The organism is Kitasatospora sp. NPDC088742, from assembly GCF_055584905.1.
Genome location: NZ_JBVJLD010000028.1, coordinates 85,877 through 111,128 on the forward strand (window position 1 = coordinate 85,877; position 25,252 = coordinate 111,128).

Here is a 25,252-nt window from a genome sequence, read left to right on the forward strand (position 1 = left end):
CTCAGGCGCGGGTGTGGTGGCGCAGCGCCCCCTCGACGCAGGCGCGGACGTGCCGGCTGGGGTCGTCCCGCATCGCCTCGATCAGCTTCAGTGCCTCCGGACCGCCGAGCAGCGCCAGCGATCTGACGGCCTGTGCGCGGGCCCGGGGCTCCCGGTGGTGGGTGACCTCGCACAGGCGCCGCAGCCGGCCGGGCCGCTCCGGGAGCCGCGGTTCGAGCCAGGCCCGGGTGGTGGCGTCGGCCAGCCGGGCCACCTGGGTCTCCAGCCGGTCGGGGTCCACCGCCGGGTGACGGGCGGCGCGCAGGATGCCCTCGGTGGCCAGCCGCCGGATCCTGCGGTCGGGCGCGTGGTCGACCAGATGGGCCATCAGGTGGACCAGAGCGGGGTCGCCGCGTTCGGCCAACGGGCGTACCAGCGAGGCCCGGACGGTCCCGTGCACCAGGGTCTGCACCACCAGGTCGGTCGCGCGCGGCGAGTCGCAGAGCGCCAGGACGTCGGTGGCGAGGTCGCGCACCGCGGCGCCCGTGCGGAGGCTGGTCGGGGGAGTGCGGCGGATCGCGTCGAGCGCGAACTCCTCCAGCGGCGCCGGGTCGGTGCCCGGGAGGGGGCCGAGCCGGCGCAGGGCGGTCAGCCGGGGGACCAGCTCGTCGCGGTGCCCGATCGTCTTCGTCAGCGGGAGCGCGAGGATCGCGGGGACGGCCTCGACGGCGCCGAGCCGGGCGAGCGAGGTGACGGCGGCTTCGTGGGCCTCCCGGTACCGGCCGCGCAGCACGGCGATCAGGTCGGGGACGGCCTCGGCGAGCCCCAGCCGGCCGGCGGCGTAGGCCGCCCGGCGGTGCGCGGCGGCCGGGTCGCGGAGCACGGCGAGGACGGCCTCGCGGCGGGCCGCCCGCCCGCCGATCAGCTGGATGGCGTGGTCGGCGCGGGCCTGCACCGCCCCGTGCTCGTGGCCGAGGGCGACGGTCAGCACGGGTAGGGCGGAGGCGTCACCGTACGCCCCCAGCGCCTTGATGTACGCGCCCTGGAGCGGCGTCTCGGCGACCCGGTCGATCAGCCAGCGGACGAACGCGGCCCGCTCCTCGGGCACTTGCTCCCCGGCGATCCCGCTCAGCCGGGCGCGGTCCGCCCGCTCGACCTCGGCGTCGTACCGCTCGACGGCGGCGCGGGCACCGGGGTCGTCGAAGGGGCGGAGGAACTCGGCGATGTTCCGGCGGAACCGGTCCCTCTCCCCGGTCCGGCTGTCCCCGTCCCAGGTGCGGGACCCCGGTTCGGGTCCGGTGAGCCAGGGCAGGACGAGCGGGAGGTGTGCCGGGGTCAACATCGGCGGCACGGTGAGACGGAGACGGTGCGTCAGGTGGGAGAGCGGTCCTTCGGCGCGGAGCAGCCGGGCCAGGGTGGCGAGGAGGGGCTCGACCGCCTCGGCGGCGCGGAGGACGCCGAGGGCCGTGACTGCGTGGATGAGCACGAGCTCGTCCTCGGAGTCCAGGTCGGCGATCAGCCGCCGGACCGTGGCGGGGGTGCCGAAGCCGGGCCGGCGCGCGGCCACCGCGGCCAGGTACCCGCTCCGCTCCTCCGGCCGCAGGTGACCGCCGAGGACCGCCCAGCACTCGTCGATCAGCGCGGCCCGGGCGGCGGCCCCGGCCGGGAAGCGGCCCGCCTGGTTGAGGTGCAGCCGGGCCGCTTCGCCGACGTCCAGCAGGGCGGCGTCGACTCCCAGGGCGGCCAGCCGCTGCCGGGTCCAGCCGTAGGTCAGCAGCGCGCTGACGTACACGCCGGCCCGGGTGACCGGGTCGGTGGTCCTGGCGGCGACCAGCGCGGCGAGCTCCTCGGTGGGCTCCAGTACCGGCCGGGTGACACGCCGATACCGCTCGCCGTGCGGGTCACCGTTGAACCCGTCGGTCCAGCCGTCGAGCTGACGGTGGGTGAAGGCGCGTATGTCCGAGGTCCGCATGGCCCCCATTGTGCCCGCCAAGTCCGGGAGTACGGACGGGCTTTCCGGGAAGTGGAGCCGGCCCCGGTGGTGTCGGACCCCGCCACGGGGGTAGGCGGGCGATGAGCGGGAAGGAGCAGGTCGGGCGGGGTGAGGCAGGTGGTCGACGGTACGTCCCCGGCGGTGCCGAGCCGGTGCGTTGACGTCCCGTCACCCACCCCGGGCGCTCGGGTGTTCCGGTCATGCTTCATGATTGCGCCGATCGTGACGCGGTCACCCGCCGACGGCCGAGACGGTGGGACGGTTGGTGACGGAGGGGCGGGCATGAGCAACACGGCTGAACAGGCAGCGGTACCCGAACAGGCGGAGCCGGAGCCCGAGCACGCGGTCCCGGCGGTGGTGGAGAGCCCGGCCAAGCGGGCGCAGCCCCAGGGTGCCGCCGCCCGCTGGCTGTTGAAGTACCGCGTCCAGCCGGTCGGCCCGGCGGCGGCCGAGGGGCACACGGAGCCGCAGGCCTGGTGGAAGGTCATGTGCCTGACCGGGGTGGACTACTTCTCCAGCCTGGCCTACGTCCCGGCCATCGCCGCCCTCGCCGCGGGCGCGGTCTCGCCGCTGGCGACCCTGATCCTGGTGCTGCTGACCCTGGTCGGCATGCTGCCGATGTACCGCCGGGTGGCGAAGGAGAGCCCCGGCGGCGCCGGGTCGGTGGCGATGCTGGAGGACCTGCTGCCGTTCTGGCGCGGCAAGCTGTTCGTGCTGGTGCTGCTCGGCTTCGTCGCGACCTCCTGGATCGTCACCATCACGCTCTCCGCCGCGGACGCCTCCGTCCACCTGGTGGAGAACCCGTACCTCACCGGCGCGCTGCACGGCCACGAAGTCGCCCTGACCGTCGGCCTGCTGCTCCTGCTGGGCGGGGTGTTCCTGCTCGGGTTCAGCGAGGCCGTCAAGGTGGCCATCCCGCTGGTGGCGGTCTTCCTGCTGCTCAACGCGATCACCATCGGCGCCGGAGTGGTGGAGGTGGTCACCACCCCCGGCGCCTGGTCGGCCTGGACCCACGCGTTGACCGAAGGCGGCGGCGGCCTCGGCGGGCTGGTCCAACCCGCGCTGCTCGCCTTCCCGTTGCTGGTGCTGGGACTCTCCGGCTTCGAGACCGGGGTCAGCATGATGCCGCTGGTCGCCGCCGAGGGGGAGGACGAGACCGAGCGCCTGCACTCCCGGATCCGCAACACCCGCAAGCTGCTCACCACCGCCGCGGCCGTGATGAGCGTCTACCTGCTGGCCGCCAGCTTCGTCACCACCGTACTGATCCCGCACCGGGAGTTCGAGCCCGGCGGCGGCGCCAACGGGCGCGCCCTCGCCTGGCTGGCCCACGAGCAGGTCGGCGAGGCCTTCGGCACCGCGTACGACATCAGCACCATCCTGATCCTCTGGTTCGCCGGTGCCTCGGCCATGGCCGGACTGGTCAACATCGTGCCGCGCTACCTGCCGGACTACGGGATGGCCCCCGAGTGGGGCCGCGCGGTGCGGCCGGTGGTGCTGGTCTACACGGCGCTCTGCATCGTCATCACCTTCGTCTTCGACGCCGACGTCAACGCCCAGGCCGGCGCGTACGCCACCGGCGTGCTGGCGATGATGGTCTCCGGCGCGTTCGCGGTCACCGTCTCCGCCCTGCGCCGGCGCCGCCGCGGGGCCACCGCCGGCTTCGCCGCGCTCACCGCCGTGCTGCTGTACGCGCTGGTCGCCAACATCGTCGACAAGCCCGACGGCATCACCATCTCCGGCGCCTTCATCCTCGGCATCGTGCTGGTGTCGCTGGTCTCCCGGATCTCCCGCACCACCGAGCTGCGCGCCGACAGCATCGCCTTCGACCCGACGGCCCGTCAGTTCGTCACCGACACCCTGGCGCACGACAACGCGATCAACATCATCACCAACCGCCGCAGCGCCGGGGACGCGGCCGAGTACGCGTTCAAGGAGCGCGAGCAGCGCGGCGACAACCCGGTGCCGGGCAGCGCGGACGTGCTGTTCCTGGAGATCGAGGTGGTCGACCCCTCCGAGTTCAGCGACACCCTGTACGTGCGGGGCGTCGAGGTCGACGGCTACCGGGTCCTGCGCGCGGAGGCCCCGGCCGCGCCGAACGCCATCGCCGCCGTCCTGCTCGCCCTGCGCGACGCCACCGGCGTCCGGCCGCACTGCTACTTCGCCTGGGCGGAGGGCAGCCCGCTCAAGCACATGCTCCGGTACTTCCTGCTCGGCCGGGGCGACACCGCCCCCGTCACCCACGAGATCATCCGCCGCAACGAGCCAGACCCGGACCGCCGCCCCGGCATCCACGTCGGCGCCTGAACCGCGGTGCCCCGGGGCGGCCGTGAGGGCCGCCCCGGGACGCCGGACCGCAGGCTGTCGGACCGGGCTGTCGGACCGTCAGGCCCCCGTGTCGTTCCGCGCCCGCCGCCCCGGGGCCGCCGAGCCGCAGAAGTATACGGCGGCCCCCCGCGCCACCCCGGGCGGCGGGGCTGTCACAACGGTGGGACAGGATGGCGGTCATGACGCTCTTTCCGATCACCGTGCCCGCCTCCCTGGTCGAGTCGCTCGGGCTCGACCCCGCGACTGACGACTGGGGCCACGAGCTGCGGCACGCGGTCGGCACCGGCGACGGCGACACCTACGTGCTGAGCGGCCTGTGGCGGCACGACCGGCGCCGCGCGAAGGACGGCGGACGGGGCTTCACGCTCCAGCTGATCACCCGTCACGCCCCGGACGGCGCCACCGTCGCGACCGCCGTCATCCCCTACGAGGTCCCGGGCGGCACGCCCTCGACCATCAGCTGGGGCAACGAGTCCAACCTCGCGGTGCTCCCCGACGGGACGCTGGCCCTCAGCTCCCGGCCCGGCAACACCCACCTGCTCACCCCCGGACTGGACCGCCTGCTCGGCGGCTGGCAGCTGTCGACGTACTCCTGGACCAAGAAGGAGACCGGCCCGGCCGACGACCCCTTCGCCGCCTCGATCGCCGTCACCCCCGGCGGCCGCCTGCTCTCCCTGGTCTGCGAGAGCCGGCTGGAGAACTGGGGCGTCCCGCTCCCCAACCTGGTCGCCGTCACCGACCCCGGCGCGGCCCTCGCCCCGGGCCACCGGCCCGTCCTGCGCGCCTTCGCCACCCTGGCGACCTCCGCCGACCGCCAGACCGAGGAGGAGGACGCCCGCCCGCACGTCCGGTTCGGCGACGCCCCGGTGTTCCAGGGCAACCGTCCCTCACCCGCGCTCGGCCTGCAGCTGACCGAGCTGGCCGGCGGCACCGCGTACGACTGGGACCGCGCCTTCCTGCGCCGCCCCGTCCCGCTCTCCGACGAGCTCTACGTGGTCCCCGTCTTCGGCCGCACCTACCGCTCCGGCAGCCGGGGCCAGCGCTTCGCCTTCGTCCTGCTCGACGAGCGGGGCACCGTGCACGGCCGGCTCGACGGCCTCGACCTCTACCAGGACAGCCCGTACACCGGCGCCAACTACGAGGTGGTCACCGACCCGTACCGGTCCCACGCCTTCCACCTCAACCGCTACGGCCTCTACGCCTGGACCGCCGACGGCACGCTGCGCGCCGCGCTGCGCACCACCGAGGCCCCCTTCAAGGCCCTGACCAACTTCACCCTCCTCAACGCCACCCCCGCCGGCGAGCTCCTCCTCGCCCACCGCAAGCAGCACCTCGTCCTGCGCGTCCCCGTCCCCGCCGAGCTCGCCGAGCTCCCCACCGCCGTCACCGACGCCCTCGCCACCGTGACTAGGAGCCGCAACGCCCTGAAGAAGCTGCACACCCCCATCGACTGGCTCTGGTCCGACACCGCCGCGCCCGCCCACCACCTCTGAGCCACCGTCAGCCCGGGCCGGGCGGGGCGGACCGGACGGCCACGGCGAGCGGCCGGGTCAGGCGATCCTCCTGATGCTCTGGATGACCAGCACCCCGCACCAGTTCCCGTTCACCGAGCCGGTGACGGTCCAGCCGGCGGGCAGCGGGGTGTTGCCGCAGACGGTCAGGCTGGTCTCGGTGGTGATCCGCAGCAGGCTGTTGACCCAGTACGGCCCGCACGGGGTGTTGGCGGTCCGGATCGAGCTCACCACCCACCCGGCCGGGACGGGGGAGTTCCCGCAGGCCTGCAGGGTGGTCTGGTCGGTGATCCGGACCAGGCCGTACGTGCCGTAGGTCCCGCAGGGCGTGTTGGCGGTCTGCACCGACACCACGACCCACCCCGGCTGGATGGCCGACTGCGCGCAGTCGGTGAGGGTCGTCTGGTCGGTGACCTTGAGCATGGTGTACCGGGGGTAGCTGCCGCAGCCGGCGTTGTTCTGCGTCGCGGTGATCACCCAGCCGTCCGCGATCGCGGAGTGGCCGCAGGCCTGGTAGGTGGTCGGCGCGGTCTGGAGGGTGACGGTGTAGGTGCCGTAGGTCCCGCAGGGGGTGCCGGCCGTCTGCACCGCGGTGATCACCCAGCCCGGCAGGATCGCGGACTGCGCGCAGTCCGTGACGGTGGTCTGGTCGGTGATCCTCAGCAGCGAGTAGAGCGGGTAGCTGCCGCAGCCCGAGGTGTTCTGCATGGCCGTGATCACCCACCGCTCCGGGACCGGCGAGTTGGAGCAGGCCTGGACGGTGGTCTCGGTGGTCAGCTGCACGATGGTGCGCTGCCCGTATCCGCCGCACCCTGCCGCCGTCTGACTCACGATCACCCACCCGGCGGGCACCGGTGTGTAGCCGCAGATCGTCTGGGTCGGGCCGCTCTGGACGGCGGCGGCCACCGGAACGCCGACGGCCGCCGTCCCGCCGAGTACCAGCGCCACGACCGTCAACAGCCGGGCCAACAGGTGCCGGAACTCTCGCATGTGCACATCCCTGGTGATCGTTTCCGATGAGACCGCGAGCGAGCCTGGCACACCGGCCGCCACCCCCGACACCCCCCGAAGGTCGGCATCCTGACACCCCGTCAGCTCCGGGTACGCGCTGCCGGGGTGCAGTACGGAGAACCGGGAGAGCGCCGCGCGGGCGTACTCCGGGGTCTGGAGCAGACCGGGAATCAGCGTCGGGTCGAGGGACTGCCGGACGCTGGTCTTGGCCGCCTGCCGGGCGTGCGCCTCTTCGGGGTGGCCGGCGCGCCGGCCCCGAGGTCGGCCGGCACCACGAGCACGGGATCGAGCCCCCGCTCGGGAGCCGGCCGGACTGCGCGCAGCCTGGCCGCGTGATGGCTTCCCGGGCGGGTCACCGCAGCATGGCGCGTCACACGGCGATCGGGCCGACGTAGGGTCCGACAACCGAGGTCACGTGGATCAGGACATCGAGCCAACTCATGGAAGCCTTTCGTCGCAGGGTTGACCAGGGGTACGCGGCGATGTCCGGCCGCAAGCGGATCTTGGTCGGGATGATTCTTGCGTGTGCCGCCGCTCTCCGACACGGCCACCGGCCAGTTCGCTCGTTCGAGTGAACCGGCGCGACGCATCCTGACCATTCGCCCCCCACCGCGACCAGCTCGCCGCCGCCCGCCGCCCGCCGCCCGCCGCCTGCCGCCAGGCCGCGACTGGCAAGCCTGCTACCCGCTCGCGCAGCGTGTCGTGGACCCGGTCCCAGGTACCGTCCGCCGTCCAGGCCCGGAACCACCGGTAGGTCACGTCCCACGGGGCCGGATCGTGCGGCACCGACGCCAGGCACAACTGAGCATCCGTCAACGCCGAGGCACGGGAACGCTTGCACGCGCAGACACACATGGCGGTGATCCTCGCGGACGACACAGCCGCAAACACTTGCTCAGCCGAGAACGTTGCGGCACTGGTGTGGCTCAAGGCGGGGGTGTTGGCGGACGAAGGAGAGGAGGCGGGTCGTCGTGTCCGGGACCGTCCCGGCCCCAGGGCGGCTCTGTCCGATCGGAGTCCTCTATGCGACTGTCCGCGCGCCGCGCGTTCGCCGCTCTTCTCCTGACCGTCCCGCTCGCGGTCCAGAGCGCCGGTGTCCAGGCCGCCCCCGAATACCCGGCGGTGGCGCCGGCCCCGCTGCACCGGGCGGTCAAGGCGGTGGCGGGTCAGTACATCGTGACCGTCCGGCCCGGCGTGGACCCGGCGGCGTTGGCCGCCCGGGCCGGGGTGGAGCCGCTGCACACCTACCGGCACGTCCTGAACGGCTTCTCCGCCGCTCTCGATTCCGCCCAGTTGGCGAAGGTCCGCGCCCTGCCCGGCGTGCGGGCGGTGGAGGAGAACGCGGTGGCCGGTATCCCGGCAGCGGTTCCCTCCTCCGGCTCCGGGAAGCGGGAGGCGGCGTCGAGCTGGGGCCTGGACCGCATCGACCAGAACGAGGGCTGGGACGCCGAGAAGGGTGCGGGGGACGGGCAGTTCACCGTCACGGGCACCGGTGAGGGCGTCACCGCCTACGTGATCGGCACCGGCATCGAGACCACCCACGAGGAGTTCGAGGGCCGCGCCAGCGTCGGTACCGACACCGTCGGCGACGGCAAGGAAGGCGTCGACTGCCAGGGGCACGGCACCTTCGTCGCGGGGGTGCTGGGTGGCAAGACCTACGGGGTGGCCCGCAAGGTGAACCTGGTCGGCGTCCGCGTCCTCGGCTGCGACGGCACCGGCACCAGCGAACAGATGATCGCGGGCATGGAGTGGGTCGCGGCCAACGCCAAGAAGCCGGCCGTCGCCAACCTCTCCCTCGGCGGGGAGAAGAGCGACACCGTCAACGAAGCCGCGAACGCCCTCTCGAACGCGGGGATCCTGCCCGTCGTCGCCGGCGGCAACAGCTCCGTGGACGCCTGCGGCGTCTCCCCCGCCTCCGCCACCAAGGCCGTCACCGTCGGCGCCAGCAACAAGTACGACGAGGAGACCGACTTCAGCAACTACGGCAACTGCCTCTCCCTGTACGCACCGGGCGCGGACATCACCTCCGCCAAGCTCGGCGGCGGCAGCTCCACCGAGTCCGGCAGCTCCTACTCCGCCCCGCACGTCGCCGGCGCCGTCGCCGTCTACCTCGCCGCCCACACCGACGCCACCCCCGAAAGCCTCGCCCTGTGGCTCTCCACCGAGTCCACCAAGGACGTCCTGACCAACGTGAGCAAGACCAGCCCCAACGAACTGCTGTACACCGCCGGCATCTGACCCACGCCCCATCTCGACCGTCACGGCTCCCGCAGCCCGCCGGCCCGTGACTCCAGATGGCCCGCCGGTGTCCTGCCACCCCCACGGGCACGGCAGGACACCGGCACACCCGCCGCCCGCACCACCGGCACAGAGCCGGTCACCTGCATCCGGTTCTGATGAACTGTCACGGGCCCGTGGTCCCTGCCGGCGGCGGGATCAGGGCACGTGACCGGCGCCGCCGCGCTCCATCCCGCCGCCACCCCGAAGGCCGTCCGGGGCGGGCTGGCCGACGGGTCCACCGACGGTGTTGTCGAGAACGCCGGATCGGGTTGGCCGACACTTCGAGGTCAGCGGGGTTCGGCGCGCCCGCGCCACCCGGTCGTCGCCTTGCCGAGCCAGGCACGTTGGCGCAACTCCTCGGCGGTCCCGGCCCGCACCGGGAGGTCGTCCGCCGCCGCCCTGGACCCATGGTCGCCGGTGCGCAGTCGGGAGGGGACGGTGGTGGCCCCCAGGGGCTGTCGGCTGCCCGAGTGATATGACCGTGCACTGACAAAGCTTGGGGTGTCCGGGTCGGTGATGGTGGCGGTCGGGCCTCGATTCGATCAAAGTCATTGACGTACCGCCGATTTCGGGCGGCATACTGCTGGTCACCCCCGCGCCGCCCCCGCGACACCGATCCAAGGACCACCCGTGACCAGCTCCCCGAGACAACGCCGTCTCGGCGCCCTCGCCGCCTTCCTGATGGCCGTGGCGACCGCCTCATGCTCCAGTCCCGCCGCCGACCGGACCACCACGATCACCTTCTGGGGGTGGGCCCCCGGCTACGCCGAGGCGGCCGCCGCCTACACCGCCGACCACCCGAAGGTCCGGATCGAGTTCCGGCCGACCGACCCCGGTAGCAAGGGCGGCTACGACGCCATGCTGCAGGCGGTGGCCGACGGCAAGGGTCCCTGCCTGGTCCAGGTCGGCTACGAGTCCCTGCCGGCCTTCGTCGCGGCCAAGGCCGTCACCCCCGTGGACACCTCCACCGCCCGGGTGCTCTACCCCGAATCCGCCTGGTCCCAGGTCACGGTGGACGGCGACGCCTACGGGATGCCCGTCGACGTTGGCCCGATGGCCCTGTTCTACCGGCGCGACGTCTACCAGCGGTACGGCATGCGCCCGCAGTCCACCTGGGAGGAGTTCGCCCGCGACGCCGACCGGCTGCACCGGGTGGCCCCGCGCACCACGCTCACCGCCTTCACCCCGGACGACCCCTGGTGGTTCACCGCGCTCGCGGCCCAGGCCGGCGCGCAGTGGTTCGGTACCCAGGCCGGCAAGTGGCAGGTCGACATCACCGGCGCCCCCACCGCCGCCATGGCCCAGTACTGGCAGGGCCTGGTGGACCGGGGCCTGGTGGCGGTCCGTCAGGGCTTCTCCCCGGAGCTCTACAAGGGCCTCGGCGACGGCACCATAGCCGCCTTCCCCGCCCCCGTCTGGTACGCCGCCCTGCTGGAGGAGAACGCCCCCGGCGCCTCCGGAGCCTGGGCCGTCGCCCCGCTCCCCGGCTGGGGCAAGGGCAACGACCCGGCCGTCTTCGACGGCGGCTCCGCCACCGCCGTGGCCCGCGGCTGCCCGGCCCCCGAGGCCGCCGCCGGCTTCGCCGCCTGGCTCGGCACCGACCGCAAGGCGCTGGACATCCTGGTCGAGAAGGCCAGGATCTACCCGGCGGCCGTCGCCACCGACACCCTCCCCGCCCTCAACGCCCCCAGCCCCTACTTCGGCGGCCAGGTCATCGGCGACGTCTTCCGCCAGCTCGGCGCCTCCGGCAGCAGCCGCTGGCGCTGGGGGCCCTCGATGGCTGCCACCGCCAAGTCGCTCACCGCCGAGCTGCCCAAGGCACTCAAGAACCGCACCCCGCTGCCCGGGGCGCTGCGCACGGTGCAGGACGCGACGGTCGAGAACATGCGCAGCCGCGGCGTCACCCTCGCCGGCGGCTGACGGCGGCGGGGCGTGCCTGACGGCCCCTACGCCGCGCCGAGTTGGGCCGCGAAGGCCTCCAGGTCCTCCAGGCCGAAGGGCTCGGCGGCGGCGACCTCGGCGCTGCGGACGAACATCTCCCGCTCGTAGGCGGTGAGTGCGGCCTCGGAGTCGCCTGGGTGGGCGGCGATGGCCAGGCCGAGCTCGGCGCCGTCCAGCAGGGCCAGGTTGGCGCCCTCGCCGTTCGGCGGCTGGAGGTGGGCGGCGTCGCCGAGCAGGGTCACGCCGGGGACGCGCTCCCAGCGGTGGTCGCCCGGCAGCCCGAAGTGCGGACGGTGCACGGGGGCGCTGTCGCCCTCCGCCACCAGGGCGGCCAGGGCGGGTGCCCAGTCCGCGTACTCGGCGGCGATCCGCTGCCGGGCGGCGTCCGGGTCGGTGAAGTCGATCTCCTGGAACCACTCCTGAGGGCGCGTCAGCAGGGCGTAGACGTGCAGCGTCTCGCCCTCCGCCCGGTGGGCGAACAGCTCCTGGCCGTCCCCGGGCGCGATCATCGACCCGCCGCCCACCGTCGCCGCGGCGGCCGGGTGACGGGTGCCGGCCCCGTACAGGTAGGTCTCCACTGAGGAGGTGCCGGAGTACTCCGGCACCACGTCCGAGAGCAGCGGCCGCACCCGCGACCAGGCCCCGTCCGCACCGACCAGCAGACCGGTGGTGACGGCCGTCCCGTCCGCGAAGGTCACCTCGTGCCGGCCCCCGCCCAGCGCACGGGTGCCGGCGACCTTGCGGCCCCAGCGGACGGTGCCCAGCGGGAGCGACTCCAGCAGGATCCGGCGCAGTTCGCCGCGCTGCACCTCGGGGCGGCCGCCGGTGCCGTCGTCGGGCTTGTCCAGCAGCACGCTGCCGTCCGTCCCCAGCACCCGCAGCGCCTGCCGGCCGGGCAGCACGATCTTCTCGAACTCCTCCGTCAACCCGGCCGCCGTGATGGCCAGTTGGCCGTTGTAGTCGTGGATGTCCAGCAACCCGCCCTGGGTCCGCTCGGCCGGCGAGCTCTCCGCCTCGTACACGGTGGAGGCGATGCCGTTGACGTGCAGGACGCGGGCCAGCGCGAGGCCGCCGAGCCCGGCGCCGATGATCGTGACATGGGTGTCGTCGTGCATGGTGACTCCTTCGAGGCCGGGCCGTCCGGTCGGTCCGGGCGGCCGCTCCTCCGAAGGTGTCCGACGCCACCGTCAGACCACTGACAGACCGCTGACAGCTCCGATCAAGACGCTGTCACGGCGGTGTCGCGTCGGTGTCGCGTCGTGCCGCCCGGTGTCAGACGTGCGGGGTGGTCGGCCCGCCGGCCGTGCGGGTCCGCCCGAGCGGCGCCAGCGCGCCGGCGGCGGCCGCGAGCGACTCGGCGAGCAGGGCGGCGGTACGGCCGGCCTCGTAGAGGTGCTCGCGCGCGTCCCGGGCCAGCCGCACGTCGTCGAAGTCGTCCGCCTCGGGCGAGCCGAACCGGCCGGTGGCCTGCTCGCTGCTGAGGAACGTCCCTACCTGGTCCAGCAGTTCGGGCAGCCGCGCGGTCAGGCCGGCCAGCGCGTTGACCGCGGCGGCGGCGTCGGTGGGGTGGATCAGGCCGGGCGCGCCGCCGGGCTGCGCGGCCAGCCCGGCGGCCCGGACCAGGTCGGCCGCCTCGGCGGTGAGTTCGGCGGTGGAGAGCTGCGTGGGTACGGGGCGGGTCATGGGATCACTCCTCGGTCGTGGCCTCGAGGTGCCGTCGTAATCGCGGTTGCCCCGGATCGCCGTCCTCATGCGCTGGCGCCCCGTCAACTGCCTGGCGCCGCAGGGATGTTTTCGGCGAACCGGGGTAGCCGCGAGAACGGGACGGACGCCCCCAGGGCACACCACTCCGAGGAGAGGACCCACCGATGACCACAGGGACACCCGGCAACGACGTCTCCGCGCCGGCCGCGAGCGCACTCGACCACCTGGCACACACCGGGCACGCGGTGGCGGACGTCACGCACCACGCCCGCGAGCTCGCCGAACACGCCGCCTCGTCGGTGCGCGCCACCGTCACCCACGCCCTCGACCACACCCCGCCCGACCTCCCCCGCCGCGCCGCCGCTTTCGCGCGGGCCAACCGCACCCCGCTGCTCCTGGCAGCCACCGCCGCAGCCCTCGCCGCCGTCCTGCTCCCCCGACTGCGCCGCCGCACCTGAACCGGTGCCGACACCCACGCGGCCGCCGCGGAGAGCCCCTCACCCGGGTCCCCGCGGCGGCCGCGTCCGCTCGGACGGTGCGTCGGACGTCAGAAGTCGGACGTCAGAAGTCGGACGTCAGAAGGGGTAGAGGTCGCGCACCGGCCTTCAGCAGCATCGCCGGCGTCCGCCGCGCGGCCGTCCGCCGGTAGCAGTGCCGCGACCAGACGGCCGGCAGCACCACCCCGGCGAACAGCAGCAGGGCGAGCAGGAAGAGCATCGTCTCGGCAGCCCGAGCCGCTTGCCGATCGAGGTGGCGGCCACCGCCACGATGCCGACCGCGCCGAGTACGGCGACCGGCGTCCATCCCGTGGGCGGGCTCCTGGTCCGCGACGACCGTGACGAGGGTGCTCCCTCGGCATGATGGACGCTGCAACGGGCCGGACCGCGCTTCCCGGGGCCGACGGCGTGCTGCCCGCGCGGGGGTCCGCTGACGGCAGGTCAGCCGAGCTCCTCGGCCAGGCCGACCACGATGCCCTCCGGGCCGCGCACGTAGCAGAGCAGGTAGACGTCCTCGAACCGGACGATCTCGCCGACGAGTTCGGCGCCCGTGGCGCGGACGCGGTCGACGGTCGCCCGGAGGTCGTCGACGGCGAACATCGCCCGGCGCAGGCCCAGGGTGTTGGCGGGGGCCACGGCCGGGGTCGGGGTGATCGGCTCCGGGTGGTGGAATTTGGCCAGCTCCACCCGGCCGGGGCCGTCCGGCACCCGGAGCATCGCGATGTCCTGGCGGACACCGGTGAGGCCGATCACCCGTTCGGCGCCGGGCCAGTCGAGCGGGCCCCGGCCTTCGAGCTCCAGCCCCAGGGCGAGGAAGAACGCGATCACCGCGTCCAGGTCCTCCACCACGATGAGCACGTTGTCGAGACGCTGGACTGCCATGCCTTCCCTCCTCGGGTCGGGGTAGCTGGTCGCGGGTCGTCGGGCCCAGCGGCCAGGCTATCCGCACGGACGGACCGTCAGAACGCCGCGCGGGCCTGGCGGAGCACCCCGGCGCGGATCCGCTCCGGCCCCAACTCCGGTAGCAGCGCCGCGACATGCTCGGCGCCCAGCGGGGCGAGCAGGGCGTGGGCGGCGTACTCGGGGTCGGGGGTGTCGGCCAGCAGCAGGGCGACGTGGCGGTGCCAGAAGCGGTAGGCGCCGATGCGGTAGCGGGCGCCGGGGGAGGCGGTCTCGGACATCCGGACCAGGGGGAGGTGGTCGAGCAGGTAGTCCAGGTAGGCGGAGAGGAAGGCCGTCAGCCGGTCGGCGGAGGAGGCGGCGGGCGTGCGGGGGCCGCCGGGGCCGAGCGGAGACGGCCCCTGGAGGACGGCCTCCTGGAGGACGCGTTCGCGGGCGTCGAGCAGCGCGGCCGCCAGCCCCGACCGGTCGCCGAAGCGGCGGAACAGCGTGCCCTTGCCGACGCCGGCGGCCGCCGCCACCTGGTCCATCGAGACCGCCTCGACGCCGTGTTCGGCGAACAGCCGGGCGGCGGCCTCCAGGACGGCGGCCCGGTTGCGGGCGGCGTCGGCGCGCTCCTTGGGCGGGGGAGTGCGCAGGAGTTCCAGGGGCGTTGCGGAAGCGGACTGCGGTCCGTTAATGTCGTGAGCCACAAGAGGACTGTAGTCCGATTCTCTCCAGGAGGCACTGCCATGACCGCTCTCATCACCCGCGACGAGCTGGCCGCGGCCATCGAGGCCGGCGCCGTCACCGTCGTCGACACCCTCGGCGGCCAGTACCACGCCCAGCAGCACCTGCCCGGGGCGCTGCCCCTGACGCCGGGCGAGGTCGACTCCCTCGCGGCCACCGTGCTGCCCGACCGCACCGCCGCGATCGTCACCTACTGCTCCAACCCCGCCTGCCCCAACAGCGGCCAGGTCGCCGACCGGCTGACCGCCCTCGGCTACACCGACGTCCGCAAGTACCGCGAGGGCATCCAGGACTGGGTGGAGGCCGGCCTGCCCACCGAGTCCGTCTGACCGTACGGCGGGCGGGCGGGCCCAGGATGCACAGGGGACACCCTGGCCCCGCCCCGCCTGCCGCAATCCGGAACCGCGTCGGCTCCGAACGTACGCTGCGGAGCGAATGCCGCGTCCGCGTACGAATCGCTCGAACCGACCCGGGAACCCTCGATGACCGTCTCGATCGCCCTGTTCACCCAGGACCTGCGCCTGCACGACAACCCCGTCCTGCACGCCGCCGCCCACGCGGCCGACCAGGTCGTCCCGCTGTTCGTCCTGGACCCGGCCGTCGAGGCGGCCGGCTTCGCCGCCCCCAACCGGCGGGCCTTCCTCGCCGACTGCCTCGCCGACCTCGACGACGGACTGCGCCGCCGCGGCTCCCGCCTGGTCCTGCGGCACGGCGACCCGGCCGAGGAGGCCGTCCGGGCGGCCGCCGAAGCCGGCGCCACCACCGTCCGCCTGGCCGCCGGGGTCAGCGCCTTCGCCCACCGCCGGGAGACCCGCCTGCGCGAACTGCTCGGCGACCGCCTCCGGGTCCACGAGGCCTCGCTGACCGTCGTCCCGCCCGGCGGCGTCACCCCGGCGGGCAAGGACCACTACGCCGTCTTCACCCCGTACCACCGCGCCTGGCAGCAGGCCCCCCGCCGCGCGGTCCTCGCCGCGCCCCGCGCCCTGCGCACCCCGGCCGGCCTCACCAGCTCCTCCCTTCCCGCCGCTGACGGCACGTCACCCGCCCTGCCCCCGGGCGGCGAGAGCGCCGCCCGCCGCCACTGGAAGCGCTGGGACCCGGACGCCTACGCCGAACTCCACGACGCCCTCGCCGAGGACGGCACCTCCCGGCTCTCCCCGTACCTGCACTTCGGCTGCCTCTCCGCGAACGAGCTGGCCGCCCACGCCACCGCCCACGGCGGCGGTGGCGCCGAGGCCTTCGTCCGGCAGCTGGCCTGGCGCGACTTCCACCACCAGGTCCTCGCCGCCCGGCCCGCCGCCGCGCACCGGGACTACCGCAGCCGGGGCGACCACTGGCACCACGACGAGGCGGAGGCCGAGGCCTGGCGACAGGGCCGCACCGGCTACCCGATCGTCGACGCCGGCATGCGCCAGCTGCTCCACGAGGGCTGGATGCACAACCGCGCCCGCCTGCTGACGGCGAGTTTCCTGGTCAAGTCCCTCTACCTGGACTGGCGGATCGGCGCCCGCCACTTCCTCTCCCTGCTGGTCGACGGCGACGTGGCCAACAACCAGCTCAACTGGCAGTGGACCGCCGGCACCGGCACCGACACCCGCCCCAACCGCGTCCTCAACCCCCTGCGCCAGGCTCTCCGTTACGACCCCGACGGCACCTACGTCCGCCGCTGGATCCCCGAACTCGCCCACGTCCCCGGCCCCGCCGTCCACCAGCCCTGGGTACTGGCCCCCGACTACCCGGCCCCGATCATCGGCCCGGACGCCCTCGGCGCCCGCCTCCGCCACGCCCGCGCCCTCGACTGACGGGGGAGGAGACGGCTCGTAACCGATCAAGGAGCCCGCCGCCATGCGGACAGCGACAACGGGCGGGCTGATTCTCCGTCAGGCACCCCACAAGCCGCCCGCACCCGCCCCCATACGCTGCCCGAGGAGCAGCAGTCGAACGTCACCACCGAAAGCGGGCCCGAGTGAGCACCAAGCCGATCAACCCCCTGCAGCGCGGCTACCTCATCGTCAACTCCCACCCCGACGGCTGCGCCAAGGTCGTCGAGGACATGTGGACGGCCATCCCCGACCGCACCACCGACGGCGGCACCACCGAGGGTCGCCCCCCGGTCGTCCTGCTCCTCGGCTCAAGCGCCGGCTACGGCCTTGCCCTCCTGCTCGCCGGGCTGCGCCGCCACGGCATCCGCGGCGTCGGCGTCGCCTTCGAGGCACCCGCCACCGACCGCCGCACCGCCTCGGCGGGCTGGTACCGCACCGCGACCGCCGCCCGCCTGGCCGAGCAGGACGGCGCCGACTTCGTCTTCGTCAACGCCGACGCCTTCTCCGCCGACGCCAAGAACGAGGTCCTCGACCTCGTCGCCGAGCGCTTCGGCCCCGTCGACCACCTCGTCTACAGCCTCGCCGCGCCCCGCCGCACCGATCCGGCCACCGGCGAGGTCCACCACTCCGTCATCAAGCCCGTCGGCGCCGCCTACGAAGCGCCGTCCCTGCTCTTCCCCGACGGCACCGCCACCGTCGGCAGCGTCCGGCTCACCCCCGCCACCGACGCCGAACAGCTCGCCACGACCAAGGTCATGGGGGGCGAGGACTGGCAGCTGTGGGTCGAGGCCCTCACCGACCGCGGGCTGCTCGCCGACGGCTTCACCACCGTCGCCCTGTCCTACGTCGGCTCCGCCATCACCGCCCCGGTCTACCGTCAGGGCACCATCGGCGCCGCCAAGGAGCACCTGGAGCAGACCGCCCACACCCTGACGCAGCGTCTCCTCCCGCACGGCGGCCGGGCGTTCACCGTCGTCGCCGGCGCCGCCGTCACCCAGGCGTCCACCGCCATCCCCTCCATCGCCCTGTACACCTCCCTGCTCCGCAACGTCCTCGGCCCGGACGGCTGGCGGACCACCACCGACCAGGCACTCGCCCTGTGGTCCCAGCTCACCGGCCGGGCCCCGCTCGCCCTCGACCCGCAGGGCCGCATCCGCCTGGACGACTGGGAACTCGATGAGAAGGTCCAGCAGCAGGTCCACGACCTCTGGGAATCCCCGGCCACCGCCCTCGCCACCACCCCGGCCGGCCCCCAGTGGTTCCACGAGCAGTTCCGCCACCTCTACGGCTGGGACGTCCCCGGCGTCGACTACACCGCCCCCACCGACACCACCGTCCCCTGGCCCACCCACTGACCTGACGGGCCCGTGCCCGCTCAGGCGAGGGTGACGGCCAGGCCGCCTTCGGCCGACGGCCGGGACGGCTGGTCAGGCCGTGCCGGTGGGTGACTACTTCTCGTGCTCGGCCAGGGAACGGAACTCCCGGGTGTGGTCGGCGAGTTGACCGACGGTCGCGCCGGGGTCGAAGTCGATCAGGAACCCCGCGGTGCTGCCGTCCGCCCAGGCGCAGGCCGGTGCGCTCCGACCCGGCTCGCCGACCGTCGCGCAGGCCATCGCTCCGCCGAGGGGGCCCGGGTCGAAGGTGTCCATCCCGCTGACCGGGGTGCCGTCCGACAAGTGGCCGTCGCCGCCCGGGCGATAGCCACCCAACACCTTGGTGGCTGTCTGGGCGGCGTCCGCGAACGAGCCGGTCCAGGCCGTGGCCAGCAGCCGGGTGCCGTCAACTCCCGTGGAGCCCGGTGTCCCGTAGCCCACGACGGTGACGGTGCCCGGCGCGAACCGTCGGCGGGTGTCCGCCTCGTACTCCCGGCGCAGCTGCGCCAGCCCCTCGTCGTCCTGCACCAGGGCCAGCGCACCGAAGGTCGGCGGCAGCGAGATGTCCCGCTGCACGTGGCCGGAGTCCACCGACTCGACGGCCACCACGGCTGCGGCCACCACGGCCAGGCACCCCGCCACAGCCGTGATCCGCCGACGCGTCACCCGTCGGTACCACGGTCGCTTCGCCATGGCCGCAGCCTCGGCGGGCCCCGCCGCCCAGATCGCCCGCAGGCTGTCCACACCCGTTCCGGTGCCCTCTTCGACCTGCGGCACTCCGGCCCCCGTGATCAGAAATCCCGCGTCCGGTTCGGGCGCGGCGAGGAGTATACCCAGCGTGGTGCGTGCTCGTACGTGCCCCACCGGTCGGCTGTTCCTGAGCCGCCCCCGCTCGCGGCTCCCGCCGGGCCACCGTGCCTGCCGGTGTCCCGCCCTCTCCGCTGAGCGGTCGGGGAGGGAGGCGGTCGCCTCAGGGACGGGGGCGGCGCCGGGCGGGAGCGCTGCGGATGGTCGCGGCGACCTCTGCGACATAGGCCTGCACCGGTCGCACGAGCGCGGGGGCTTCTCGGTCGGTCCAGCGGCGGAAGTAGGCCTGTACGTGCGCGGTGAGCTCGTCGGGTCGGGGGTCCCCCGCCGGGGCCAGGCTGATGACCTGTCCGTCGCCGACGAGACGGAGTTCGAGCGGGCACGCGGATGCGTCGAAGGCGGCCACGATGTCGTCGGTGAAGTCCGGTTCGGTCAGTCCCTGGAGCTCGGCGTCGTCCGCGCACGGCATCACCCAGCCGTCGTCATCGACCAACAGACAGGGGAACTCCACCGGGCTGACATGCGCGATCCGCAGACGGCGGCGGCGCAGGTGTCGTAGCAGGCGAGGACGCTGGATCGGCATGGCCCGATCATGCCCGGTCGGCGGAGGGCATCATGCCCGACCGGCGGACCCGTTCGATCACGCGTCCGAGAGGCGCCGTAGGCTGCGGGCATGTCAACCATGCTCCCCACCACCCCCGCCGACGCGTTCGCGATGCTGATGTCCGGGAACCGACGGTTCGTCACCGGCGAGCCCGAGCACCCCAACCAGGACGCCGCGCGGCGGACCGAGATCGCGCCCGAGCAGAACCCGTTCGCGGTGATGTTCGGCTGCGCCGACTCCCGCCTCGCGGCCGAGATCATCTTCGACCGGGGCCTGGGGGACCTGTTCGTGGTCCGCACCGCCGGGCAGGTGGTCGGCCCGGAGGTGCTGGGCAGCATCGAGTACGGCGTGGCCGTGCTCGGTGCGCCGCTGGTGGTCGTGCTGGGCCACGACTCCTGCGGGGCGGTGGCCGCGACCCGGGCCGCCGTCGAGGCGGGGACCAGGGCGCCGGGGTTCGTGCGGGACGTGATCGAGCGGGTGACCCCGAGCGTGCTGACGGCCAGGGCGGCCGGGCACACCGAGGACAGTGAGTTCATAGCGGAGCACATCCGCCAGACCGTCGACCTGCTGGTCGATCGTTCCCGCATCCTCGCCGAGGCGATCGAGGCCGGCCGGGTGGCCGTGGTCGGCCTCTCGTACCGGCTGGTGGACGGCAGCGCCCACGTGATCGCGGCGCACGGGCTCGACGCCGCCTGACGACACGTCCGCCCGGACCGGCGGGGCACCCTGGTCCGGGCGGAGCGCGGCTGGCTACGATCGGGCTGGACGGGACGCCGCGGAGGGGGACGGACGCATGGTGCTGAACGACCCGGCCTTCTACCGCGACCGGTACCCGTACTACGCCGCGCTGCGCGCGAAGGCGCCGGTCCTGCCGATCCCGTTCGCGGGCAGCGAGGCCGGGGCGGTGGTGGTGACGGGGTATCAGGAGGCCCGCCAGGCGCTGGCCGGCGCGGGGCTGTCGAAGGACACCACCGCCTACTTCGCGGACAAGGACCCCGACCGCACCCTCCATCCGGCGATCGCCCGCAACCTGCTCACCACCGACGCCCCCGAGCACACCCGCCTACGCCGCCTGGTCACCCGCGCGTTCACCACCGCCACGGTCAACCGGCTGCGGCCCGCGATCGAGGCCCTGGCGCGCGAGCTGACGGCCGGTTGGGAGCCCGGCCAGGAGGTCGACCTGGTGGAGGGGCTGGCCGCCCCGCTCCCGGTCACCGTCATCTGCGAACTGCTCGGAGTCCCGGAGGAGGACCGGCCCGCGATCGGCCACTGGTCGGCCGAACTGTTCGTCACCGGGGACCACACCCGCATCGACGCCGCCTCGCACGCGCTGGCCGCGTACATGGCCGAGCTGATCGCCGCCAAGCGCACCGCCCCCGACGACGCCCTGATCTCCGAACTGATCGCCGCCCGCGACGGCGAGGACGCCCCGCTGGACGAGCACGAGCTGCTCTCCCTCGCGGTGCTGCTCCTGGTGGCCGGCCACGAGACCACCACCGCCGCGATCGGCAACGGCGTGCTCGCACTGCTGCGCCACCCCGCCGCCTGGGACGAGCTGCTGGCCGGCCCCGAGCGGATCCCCGGCGCCGTCGACGAACTGCTGCGCTACGACGCCCCGGTCTCCATCGCCACCTGGCGCTGGGCCCCGGCCGCCACCACCCTCGGCGCGGACGGGACCGCCGTCCCGGCGGGCAGTCCGGTCTTCGTCTGCCCGGGCGCCGCCAACCGCGACCCGGCCCGCTTCGCCGAACCGGACCGCCTCGACATCCACCGGCCGGACGCCGCCGCGCACCTCGCCTTCGGCCACGGCGCCCACCGCTGCCTGGGCGCGCCGCTCGCCCACGCCGAGGTGGAGATCACCCTGCGGGTGCTGCTGGAGCGCTTCCCCGCCATGCGGCTCGCCGTGCCGGAGGGCGAACTGACCTGGCGTCATTCCCGGCTGTTCCGGGGGCTGACGGCCCTGCCGGTCCGGCTCTGAGCGAGCGCGTCAGGCGGAGCGCCGGGCCCAGTCGGCGAGGACGGGGACGCAGCGCTCGGCGAAGTCCTGGTAGTCGGCCGCCGTGTTGTAGACGTGGGTGGAGAGCCGGAAGTACCCGGTGCCGCCGAAGCTGGTGAAGGCCGCCTCGACGCCGAGTTCGGCCGCGACCCGGTCGCGCAGCGCGTCCGCCTCCAGCCGGGTGCCCGCCAGGCCCTCGGGGAGGCGGACCAGCCGCAGGGCGTTCACCGGCATGCCGACGTCCACCGCGGCGCTCTCGCCGGTCAGTTCGGCGAAGGCTGCGCCGATGACCTGTTCGGCGTGGTCGGCCAGGTCGGAGAGGTAGGTGCGGACGGTGTCCCAGCCCCAGGTCCGCTCGAGGAAGTCCAGGGCGGCCGAGGCGGCGAGGTAGCTGGTGGCGTCAAGCGTCCCCTGGGTGTCGAAGCGCTCGGGGAAGGGCTCCTCCGCTGCCCAGGAGTCGATCAACGGGTGGAGCTGGTCCCGGAGTTCACTCCGGACCACCAGCGCCGAGGCCCCGCGCGGGGCGCAGCCGAACTTGTGCAGGTTGCCCACCCACACGTCGAACTCCAGCCCGGCCAGCGGGTCCTCGATCAGACCTGGTACGTGCGCCCCGTCGACCAGCAGCGGGATGCCGGCCTCGCGGGCCGCCGCGCCGATCAGGTCCACCGGGAGCCGGCGGGCGGTGGCCGAGGTGATGTGGTCCAGCACGATGAGCGCGGTGCGGTCGGTGACGGAGGCCAGGATCGCGGCGGCCGCCTCCTCGGGGCCGGCGTGCAGCGGTACGTGCGCCGTCCGCACCCGCCCGCCCCAGCGGCGGGCCAGCCGCTCGGCGCCCATGGTGACCGCCCCGTACCCGTGGTCGGTGACCAGCACCTCGCCGCCCGGCCGGGCCGGCAGGCTGCCGTAGACGACGCTGGCCCCGGCGCTTGCGTTGGGCACCAGGGCCAGGTCCCGCACCGGGACCCGCAGGAAGTCCGCGACCTCCGCGCGGGCCGCCGCCACCCGCCCGGGCAGCGCGGGGAACCACACCACCGGCGCCCGCTCCATCTCCTCGCGCAGCCGCTGCTGCTCCCGCTGCGCGGCGAGCGGGACGGCGCCGAAGGAGCCGTGGTTGAGGTGACGGAGCGTCGGGTCCAGCGTCCAGGCGTGGGCGGCGGGGCGGCCGTCCGGCAGTAGCAGGGGCTTGGGTGCTTCGGTCATGTCGATCTCGGTTCCTCTGCTGTCGGCGCCGACGGCCTGCCCGCCGCCCCGGGTCATCCTGTCAGGCCGTCACCTCCAGGGAGTAGAGGGAGTAGCCGTAGCCGGTGCCCCGGGCGAGGCCCTGGACGCGGACGTAGCGGGTGGTGACGGGGGTGAAGGCGAGGACGTCGGCGGCGGGCGCGGTGAGGCCGCGGCGTTGGGCGACGGTGGTCCAGGCGATCCCGTCGTCGGAGACCCGGACGTCGTAGTCCTTGCCGTAGGCGGCCTCCCAGGCGAGGCGGACGGTGGAGACGCGCTGCGGGGTGCCGAGGTCGACCTGGAGCCACTGGTCATCGGTGTACTGGCTGGCCCAGCGCGTGGTCGGGTTGCCGTCGACGGCGTAGGAGGCGGGGAAGGCGGCGGTCTCGGTGGAGGAGGCGGTGACGGGGCGTTGGAAGGCCAGGTCGGGGGCGAAGACCTCCAGGGAGTAGAGGGAGTAGCCGTAGGTGGTGCCCCGGCTGAGGCCCTGGAGGCGGAGGTGGCGGGCAGTGGTGGCGGGGAAGGTGAGGGTGTCGGTGCCGGCGGTGGTGCGGCCGCGGCGTTGGGCGACAGTGGTCCAGGTGGTGCCGTCGGTGGAGGTCTGGAGGTCGTAGTCCTTGCCGTAGGCGGCCTCCCAGGTGAGGCGGACGGTGTTGTAGGCGGCCGGGGTGCCGAGGTCGACCTGGAGCCACTGGTTGTCGCTGTACTGGCTGGCCCAGCGGGTGGTGGCATTGCCGTCGACGGCGTAGGAGGCGGGGAAGGCGGCCGTCTCCGTCGAGGAGGCGGTCACCGGGCGCTGGAAGGCCAGGTCGCCCGGGGCCCCGGTCGGCTTGGTGACGGTGTCGGGGAGGTAGGCGGTGCCGGGGCCCTGGCCGACGGTGGCGACCTTGGTGAGGAAGGCGGTGTAGTCGGTGCCGCCGGCGGTGGGGGACCACATCTTCTGGGCGAGGGCGGCGAAGCTCTTCTCGATCAGGGTGTGGGTCTGGAGCTCGGTGTAGTTGAGCCGGACCTTGTCGTTCCAGACGGCGGGCATGGCGCCGAGCAGGTTCGGGGCCTGGGGCGCCAGGTCCTGGCCGCCGCCGAAGACGTGGGGTGCCCAGCTGCTGAAGATCGACTGACCGTCGAGGCCCTGCGGGTGGTAGTAGTCGGCGAACGGGACGACGTAGAGCAGGCCGTCGTTGGAGTTGATCACCTGGTAGCCGTCGGCGATGGCGGCCTTGGGGCCGTACCAGCCGTTGTTCCAGCTGTTGATCGCCATGCCCTTGTCGTAGCCCGCGCCGCTGCCGCCCATCACGGTGAAGCTGCCCCAGGCGTTGACCTTCTTGCCGAGCGAACGCACGTACGGCGCAATGGTGTTGACGTAGGTCTTGTACTGGGCCGTCAGTTCGCGCGGGTACTCGTCGATGCCGATGTGCACGGTGGGGCCGCGGAACCACGGCGCGAACTCGGCGTAGACGCTCTTCATGAAGTCGGTGGTGGCCGGCTTCGACAGGTCGAGGTGGTCGGAGTTGCCGCCGTTGAGGCCGAGGCTCGGGCGGAACTTGACGAAGGCGCGGGAGTGGGCCGGGGCGTCGATCTCCGGGACGAGGGTGACGCCGTTGGCCGCCGCGGTGGCCTCGAAGCCGTCCCAGTCCTGGCGGGTGTAGCCCTGGGCGTCGGCCAGGCCGGCGAAGGCCGGGTTGGTGCTCTTCAGGCGGAAGGCCGAAATGGCCTGGGACCAGTCGCCGTTGGGCGGGCTGATCTCGTTGTCGTTGAGGTGGAGCTGGAGGGTGTTGAGCTTCAGCCAGCCCATCCAGTGGAGGTAGGAGTTGATGAACTCGGGCGTGTAGTACCGGCGGCCTACGTCCAGCATGAAGCCGCGGACCGCGTAGTCGGGGTAGTCGACGGCGGTGCCGACCGGCAGGCTGGCGTGGTCGGCGGAGCCGAGGACGGCCTGGAGCAGGGTACGGGTCCCGTAGTAGAGGCCCTGGTCCCCGCCGCCGGTGATGCTGACCGAGCCCGTGGCCGTGCTCAACCGGTAGGCCTCCGGGCGCAGTTCGGCCTTCGCCGCGCCGAAGTCGGCCGCCGGGTCGACGCGCAGGGCGATGTCACCGGCGGCGGGCGGGCCGGTCGCCACGGGCGGCCTGAGGCCCGTCAACTCGGCTGATTCGGACGAGAGTTGCGAGGCGAGGGACTGGACGGCGGCGGAAGCCCCGGCGGGGATCACGATTCGGCTGGTGGCGGTCAGGGTGATCCGGCCGGTGCCGCCCGTCCACTGCTGGAGGGCGGGCACCACGCCGGGCGCCGCGTTGACGGCCTCGGCCGCCGTCGCATCCGCCGCGGTCGCGGGGGTGGTCAGGCCGGTGACGAGTGGGGAGAGGAGCAGCGCGGCGGTGAGGACGCGGCTCACGGTGGTGCTCGACTTCATTCCGTACTCCCGTTGCAGAGAAGCGGAAAGGGCGGGCCGGCCGGCCGCGCCCGGACGACGGGCGCGGCCGACCGGCCGGGTGTTCAGCGGGGCGTCACGGGGTGGGGGTCCACCGCTGGGCCGCGCTCCCGTCACAGGTGGCGAGTTGGAGCTT

General features: G+C 73.9%; 21 protein-coding genes and 1 pseudogene. 10 read left to right on the forward strand and 12 right to left on the reverse strand.

What is annotated here, in order from left to right; genetic code table 11:
* Window position 1: 1 nt before the first annotated feature.
* The gene (locus tag ACZ6ZR_RS22205) at window positions 2-1,951 is read right to left on the reverse strand and encodes a hypothetical protein (protein ID WP_465644812.1); all 1,950 of its coding nucleotides are present in this window, start codon (window positions 1,949-1,951) and stop codon (window positions 2-4) included.
* 303 nt (window positions 1,952-2,254) lie between these two features.
* Here ACZ6ZR_RS22205 and ACZ6ZR_RS22210 point away from each other — a divergent pair, with 303 nt between their 5' ends.
* On the forward strand, window positions 2,255-4,276 hold the full coding sequence (locus tag ACZ6ZR_RS22210; RefSeq protein WP_465644814.1) for an APC family permease: 2,022 nt from the start codon (window positions 2,255-2,257) through the stop codon (window positions 4,274-4,276).
* Window positions 4,277-4,476: 200 nt separating this feature from the next.
* On the forward strand, window positions 4,477-5,790 hold the full coding sequence (locus ACZ6ZR_RS22215; protein WP_465644816.1) for a hypothetical protein: 1,314 nt from the start codon (window positions 4,477-4,479) through the stop codon (window positions 5,788-5,790).
* Between the two features lie 57 nt (window positions 5,791-5,847).
* Here the strand turns inward: ACZ6ZR_RS22215 and ACZ6ZR_RS22220 are convergent, their stop codons facing one another.
* The gene (locus ACZ6ZR_RS22220; protein WP_465644857.1) at window positions 5,848-6,798 is read right to left on the reverse strand and encodes a hypothetical protein; all 951 of its coding nucleotides are present in this window, start codon (window positions 6,796-6,798) and stop codon (window positions 5,848-5,850) included.
* Window positions 6,799-6,942: 144 nt separating this feature from the next.
* Window positions 6,943-7,224 (reverse strand): annotated as a pseudogene (locus ACZ6ZR_RS22225) (Scr1 family TA system antitoxin-like transcriptional regulator); the annotation flags it as partial.
* A gap of 618 nt (window positions 7,225-7,842) precedes the next feature.
* On the opposite strand from ACZ6ZR_RS22225, the gene ACZ6ZR_RS22230 reads away from it, so the two are divergent.
* Window positions 7,843-9,057 carry a S8 family peptidase gene (locus tag ACZ6ZR_RS22230; RefSeq protein ID WP_465644818.1) on the forward strand — a complete coding sequence of 405 codons (1,215 nt, stop codon included), beginning with the start codon at window positions 7,843-7,845 and terminating at the stop codon, window positions 9,055-9,057.
* Window positions 9,058-9,729: 672 nt separating this feature from the next.
* Window positions 9,730-11,019: an ABC transporter substrate-binding protein gene (locus ACZ6ZR_RS22235; protein ID WP_465644820.1), complete on the forward strand. Its 1,290-nt coding sequence runs from the start codon at window positions 9,730-9,732 to the stop codon at window positions 11,017-11,019.
* Window positions 11,020-11,045: 26 nt separating this feature from the next.
* On the opposite strand, the gene ACZ6ZR_RS22240 is transcribed toward ACZ6ZR_RS22235, so the two are convergent.
* Window positions 11,046-12,155 carry an FAD-dependent oxidoreductase gene (locus ACZ6ZR_RS22240; RefSeq protein ID WP_465644822.1) on the reverse strand — a complete coding sequence of 370 codons (1,110 nt, stop codon included), beginning with the start codon at window positions 12,153-12,155 and terminating at the stop codon, window positions 11,046-11,048.
* 157 nt (window positions 12,156-12,312) lie between these two features.
* Window positions 12,313-12,723: a hypothetical protein gene (locus ACZ6ZR_RS22245; protein WP_465644824.1), complete on the reverse strand. Its 411-nt coding sequence runs from the start codon at window positions 12,721-12,723 to the stop codon at window positions 12,313-12,315.
* 185 nt (window positions 12,724-12,908) lie between these two features.
* Between ACZ6ZR_RS22245 and ACZ6ZR_RS22250 the strand changes: the two genes are divergently transcribed.
* Window positions 12,909-13,202, forward strand: a complete 294-nt coding sequence (locus ACZ6ZR_RS22250) for a hypothetical protein (protein WP_465644826.1) — start codon at window positions 12,909-12,911, stop codon at window positions 13,200-13,202.
* 103 nt (window positions 13,203-13,305) lie between these two features.
* Here the strand turns inward: ACZ6ZR_RS22250 and ACZ6ZR_RS22255 are convergent, their stop codons facing one another.
* The 3 genes from ACZ6ZR_RS22255 to ACZ6ZR_RS22265 form a co-directional block, all read right to left on the reverse strand.
* On the reverse strand, window positions 13,306-13,461 hold the full coding sequence (locus ACZ6ZR_RS22255) for a hypothetical protein (protein WP_465644827.1): 156 nt from the start codon (window positions 13,459-13,461) through the stop codon (window positions 13,306-13,308).
* 221 nt (window positions 13,462-13,682) lie between these two features.
* Complete coding sequence (locus ACZ6ZR_RS22260; RefSeq protein WP_465644829.1) at window positions 13,683-14,123, reverse strand: VOC family protein; 441 nt, start codon at window positions 14,121-14,123, stop codon at window positions 13,683-13,685.
* 77 nt (window positions 14,124-14,200) lie between these two features.
* Window positions 14,201-14,833: a TetR/AcrR family transcriptional regulator gene (locus ACZ6ZR_RS22265; RefSeq protein WP_465644831.1), complete on the reverse strand. Its 633-nt coding sequence runs from the start codon at window positions 14,831-14,833 to the stop codon at window positions 14,201-14,203.
* A gap of 39 nt (window positions 14,834-14,872) precedes the next feature.
* Here ACZ6ZR_RS22265 and ACZ6ZR_RS22270 point away from each other — a divergent pair, with 39 nt between their 5' ends.
* From ACZ6ZR_RS22270 to fabV, 3 genes are all read left to right on the forward strand, one after another.
* Window positions 14,873-15,199 (forward strand): rhodanese-like domain-containing protein, encoded by a 327-nt coding sequence (locus ACZ6ZR_RS22270; RefSeq protein WP_465644833.1) that lies wholly within the window; start codon window positions 14,873-14,875, stop codon window positions 15,197-15,199.
* Between the two features lie 153 nt (window positions 15,200-15,352).
* Window positions 15,353-16,672: a cryptochrome/photolyase family protein gene (locus ACZ6ZR_RS22275; protein WP_465644835.1), complete on the forward strand. Its 1,320-nt coding sequence runs from the start codon at window positions 15,353-15,355 to the stop codon at window positions 16,670-16,672.
* 164 nt (window positions 16,673-16,836) lie between these two features.
* Window positions 16,837-18,048, forward strand: coding sequence for an enoyl-[acyl-carrier-protein] reductase FabV (fabV, locus tag ACZ6ZR_RS22280; protein ID WP_465644837.1), 1,212 nt, complete (start codon window positions 16,837-16,839; stop codon window positions 18,046-18,048).
* Window positions 18,049-18,141: 93 nt separating this feature from the next.
* Here the strand turns inward: fabV and ACZ6ZR_RS22285 are convergent, their stop codons facing one another.
* Complete coding sequence (locus ACZ6ZR_RS22285) at window positions 18,142-18,759, reverse strand: hypothetical protein (RefSeq protein ID WP_465644839.1); 618 nt, start codon at window positions 18,757-18,759, stop codon at window positions 18,142-18,144.
* Window positions 18,760-19,036: 277 nt separating this feature from the next.
* Entirely contained in the window at window positions 19,037-19,456 is a 420-nt protein-coding gene (locus ACZ6ZR_RS22290; RefSeq protein WP_465644841.1) for a hypothetical protein, read from the reverse strand.
* A 90-nt stretch (window positions 19,457-19,546) separates the two neighbouring features.
* Here ACZ6ZR_RS22290 and ACZ6ZR_RS22295 point away from each other — a divergent pair, with 90 nt between their 5' ends.
* Window positions 19,547-20,173 (forward strand): carbonic anhydrase, encoded by a 627-nt coding sequence (locus tag ACZ6ZR_RS22295; RefSeq protein WP_465644843.1) that lies wholly within the window; start codon window positions 19,547-19,549, stop codon window positions 20,171-20,173.
* A gap of 97 nt (window positions 20,174-20,270) precedes the next feature.
* Window positions 20,271-21,455 (forward strand): cytochrome P450 family protein, encoded by a 1,185-nt coding sequence (locus tag ACZ6ZR_RS22300; RefSeq protein WP_465644845.1) that lies wholly within the window; start codon window positions 20,271-20,273, stop codon window positions 21,453-21,455.
* A 9-nt stretch (window positions 21,456-21,464) separates the two neighbouring features.
* On the opposite strand, the gene ACZ6ZR_RS22305 is transcribed toward ACZ6ZR_RS22300, so the two are convergent.
* Complete coding sequence (locus ACZ6ZR_RS22305; RefSeq protein WP_465644847.1) at window positions 21,465-22,673, reverse strand: aminotransferase class V-fold PLP-dependent enzyme; 1,209 nt, start codon at window positions 22,671-22,673, stop codon at window positions 21,465-21,467.
* A 61-nt stretch (window positions 22,674-22,734) separates the two neighbouring features.
* A complete protein-coding gene (locus ACZ6ZR_RS22310; protein ID WP_465644849.1) occupies window positions 22,735-25,098 on the reverse strand; it encodes a discoidin domain-containing protein in 2,364 nt (787 codons plus the stop codon).
* Between the last annotated feature and the right edge of the window lie 154 nt (window positions 25,099-25,252).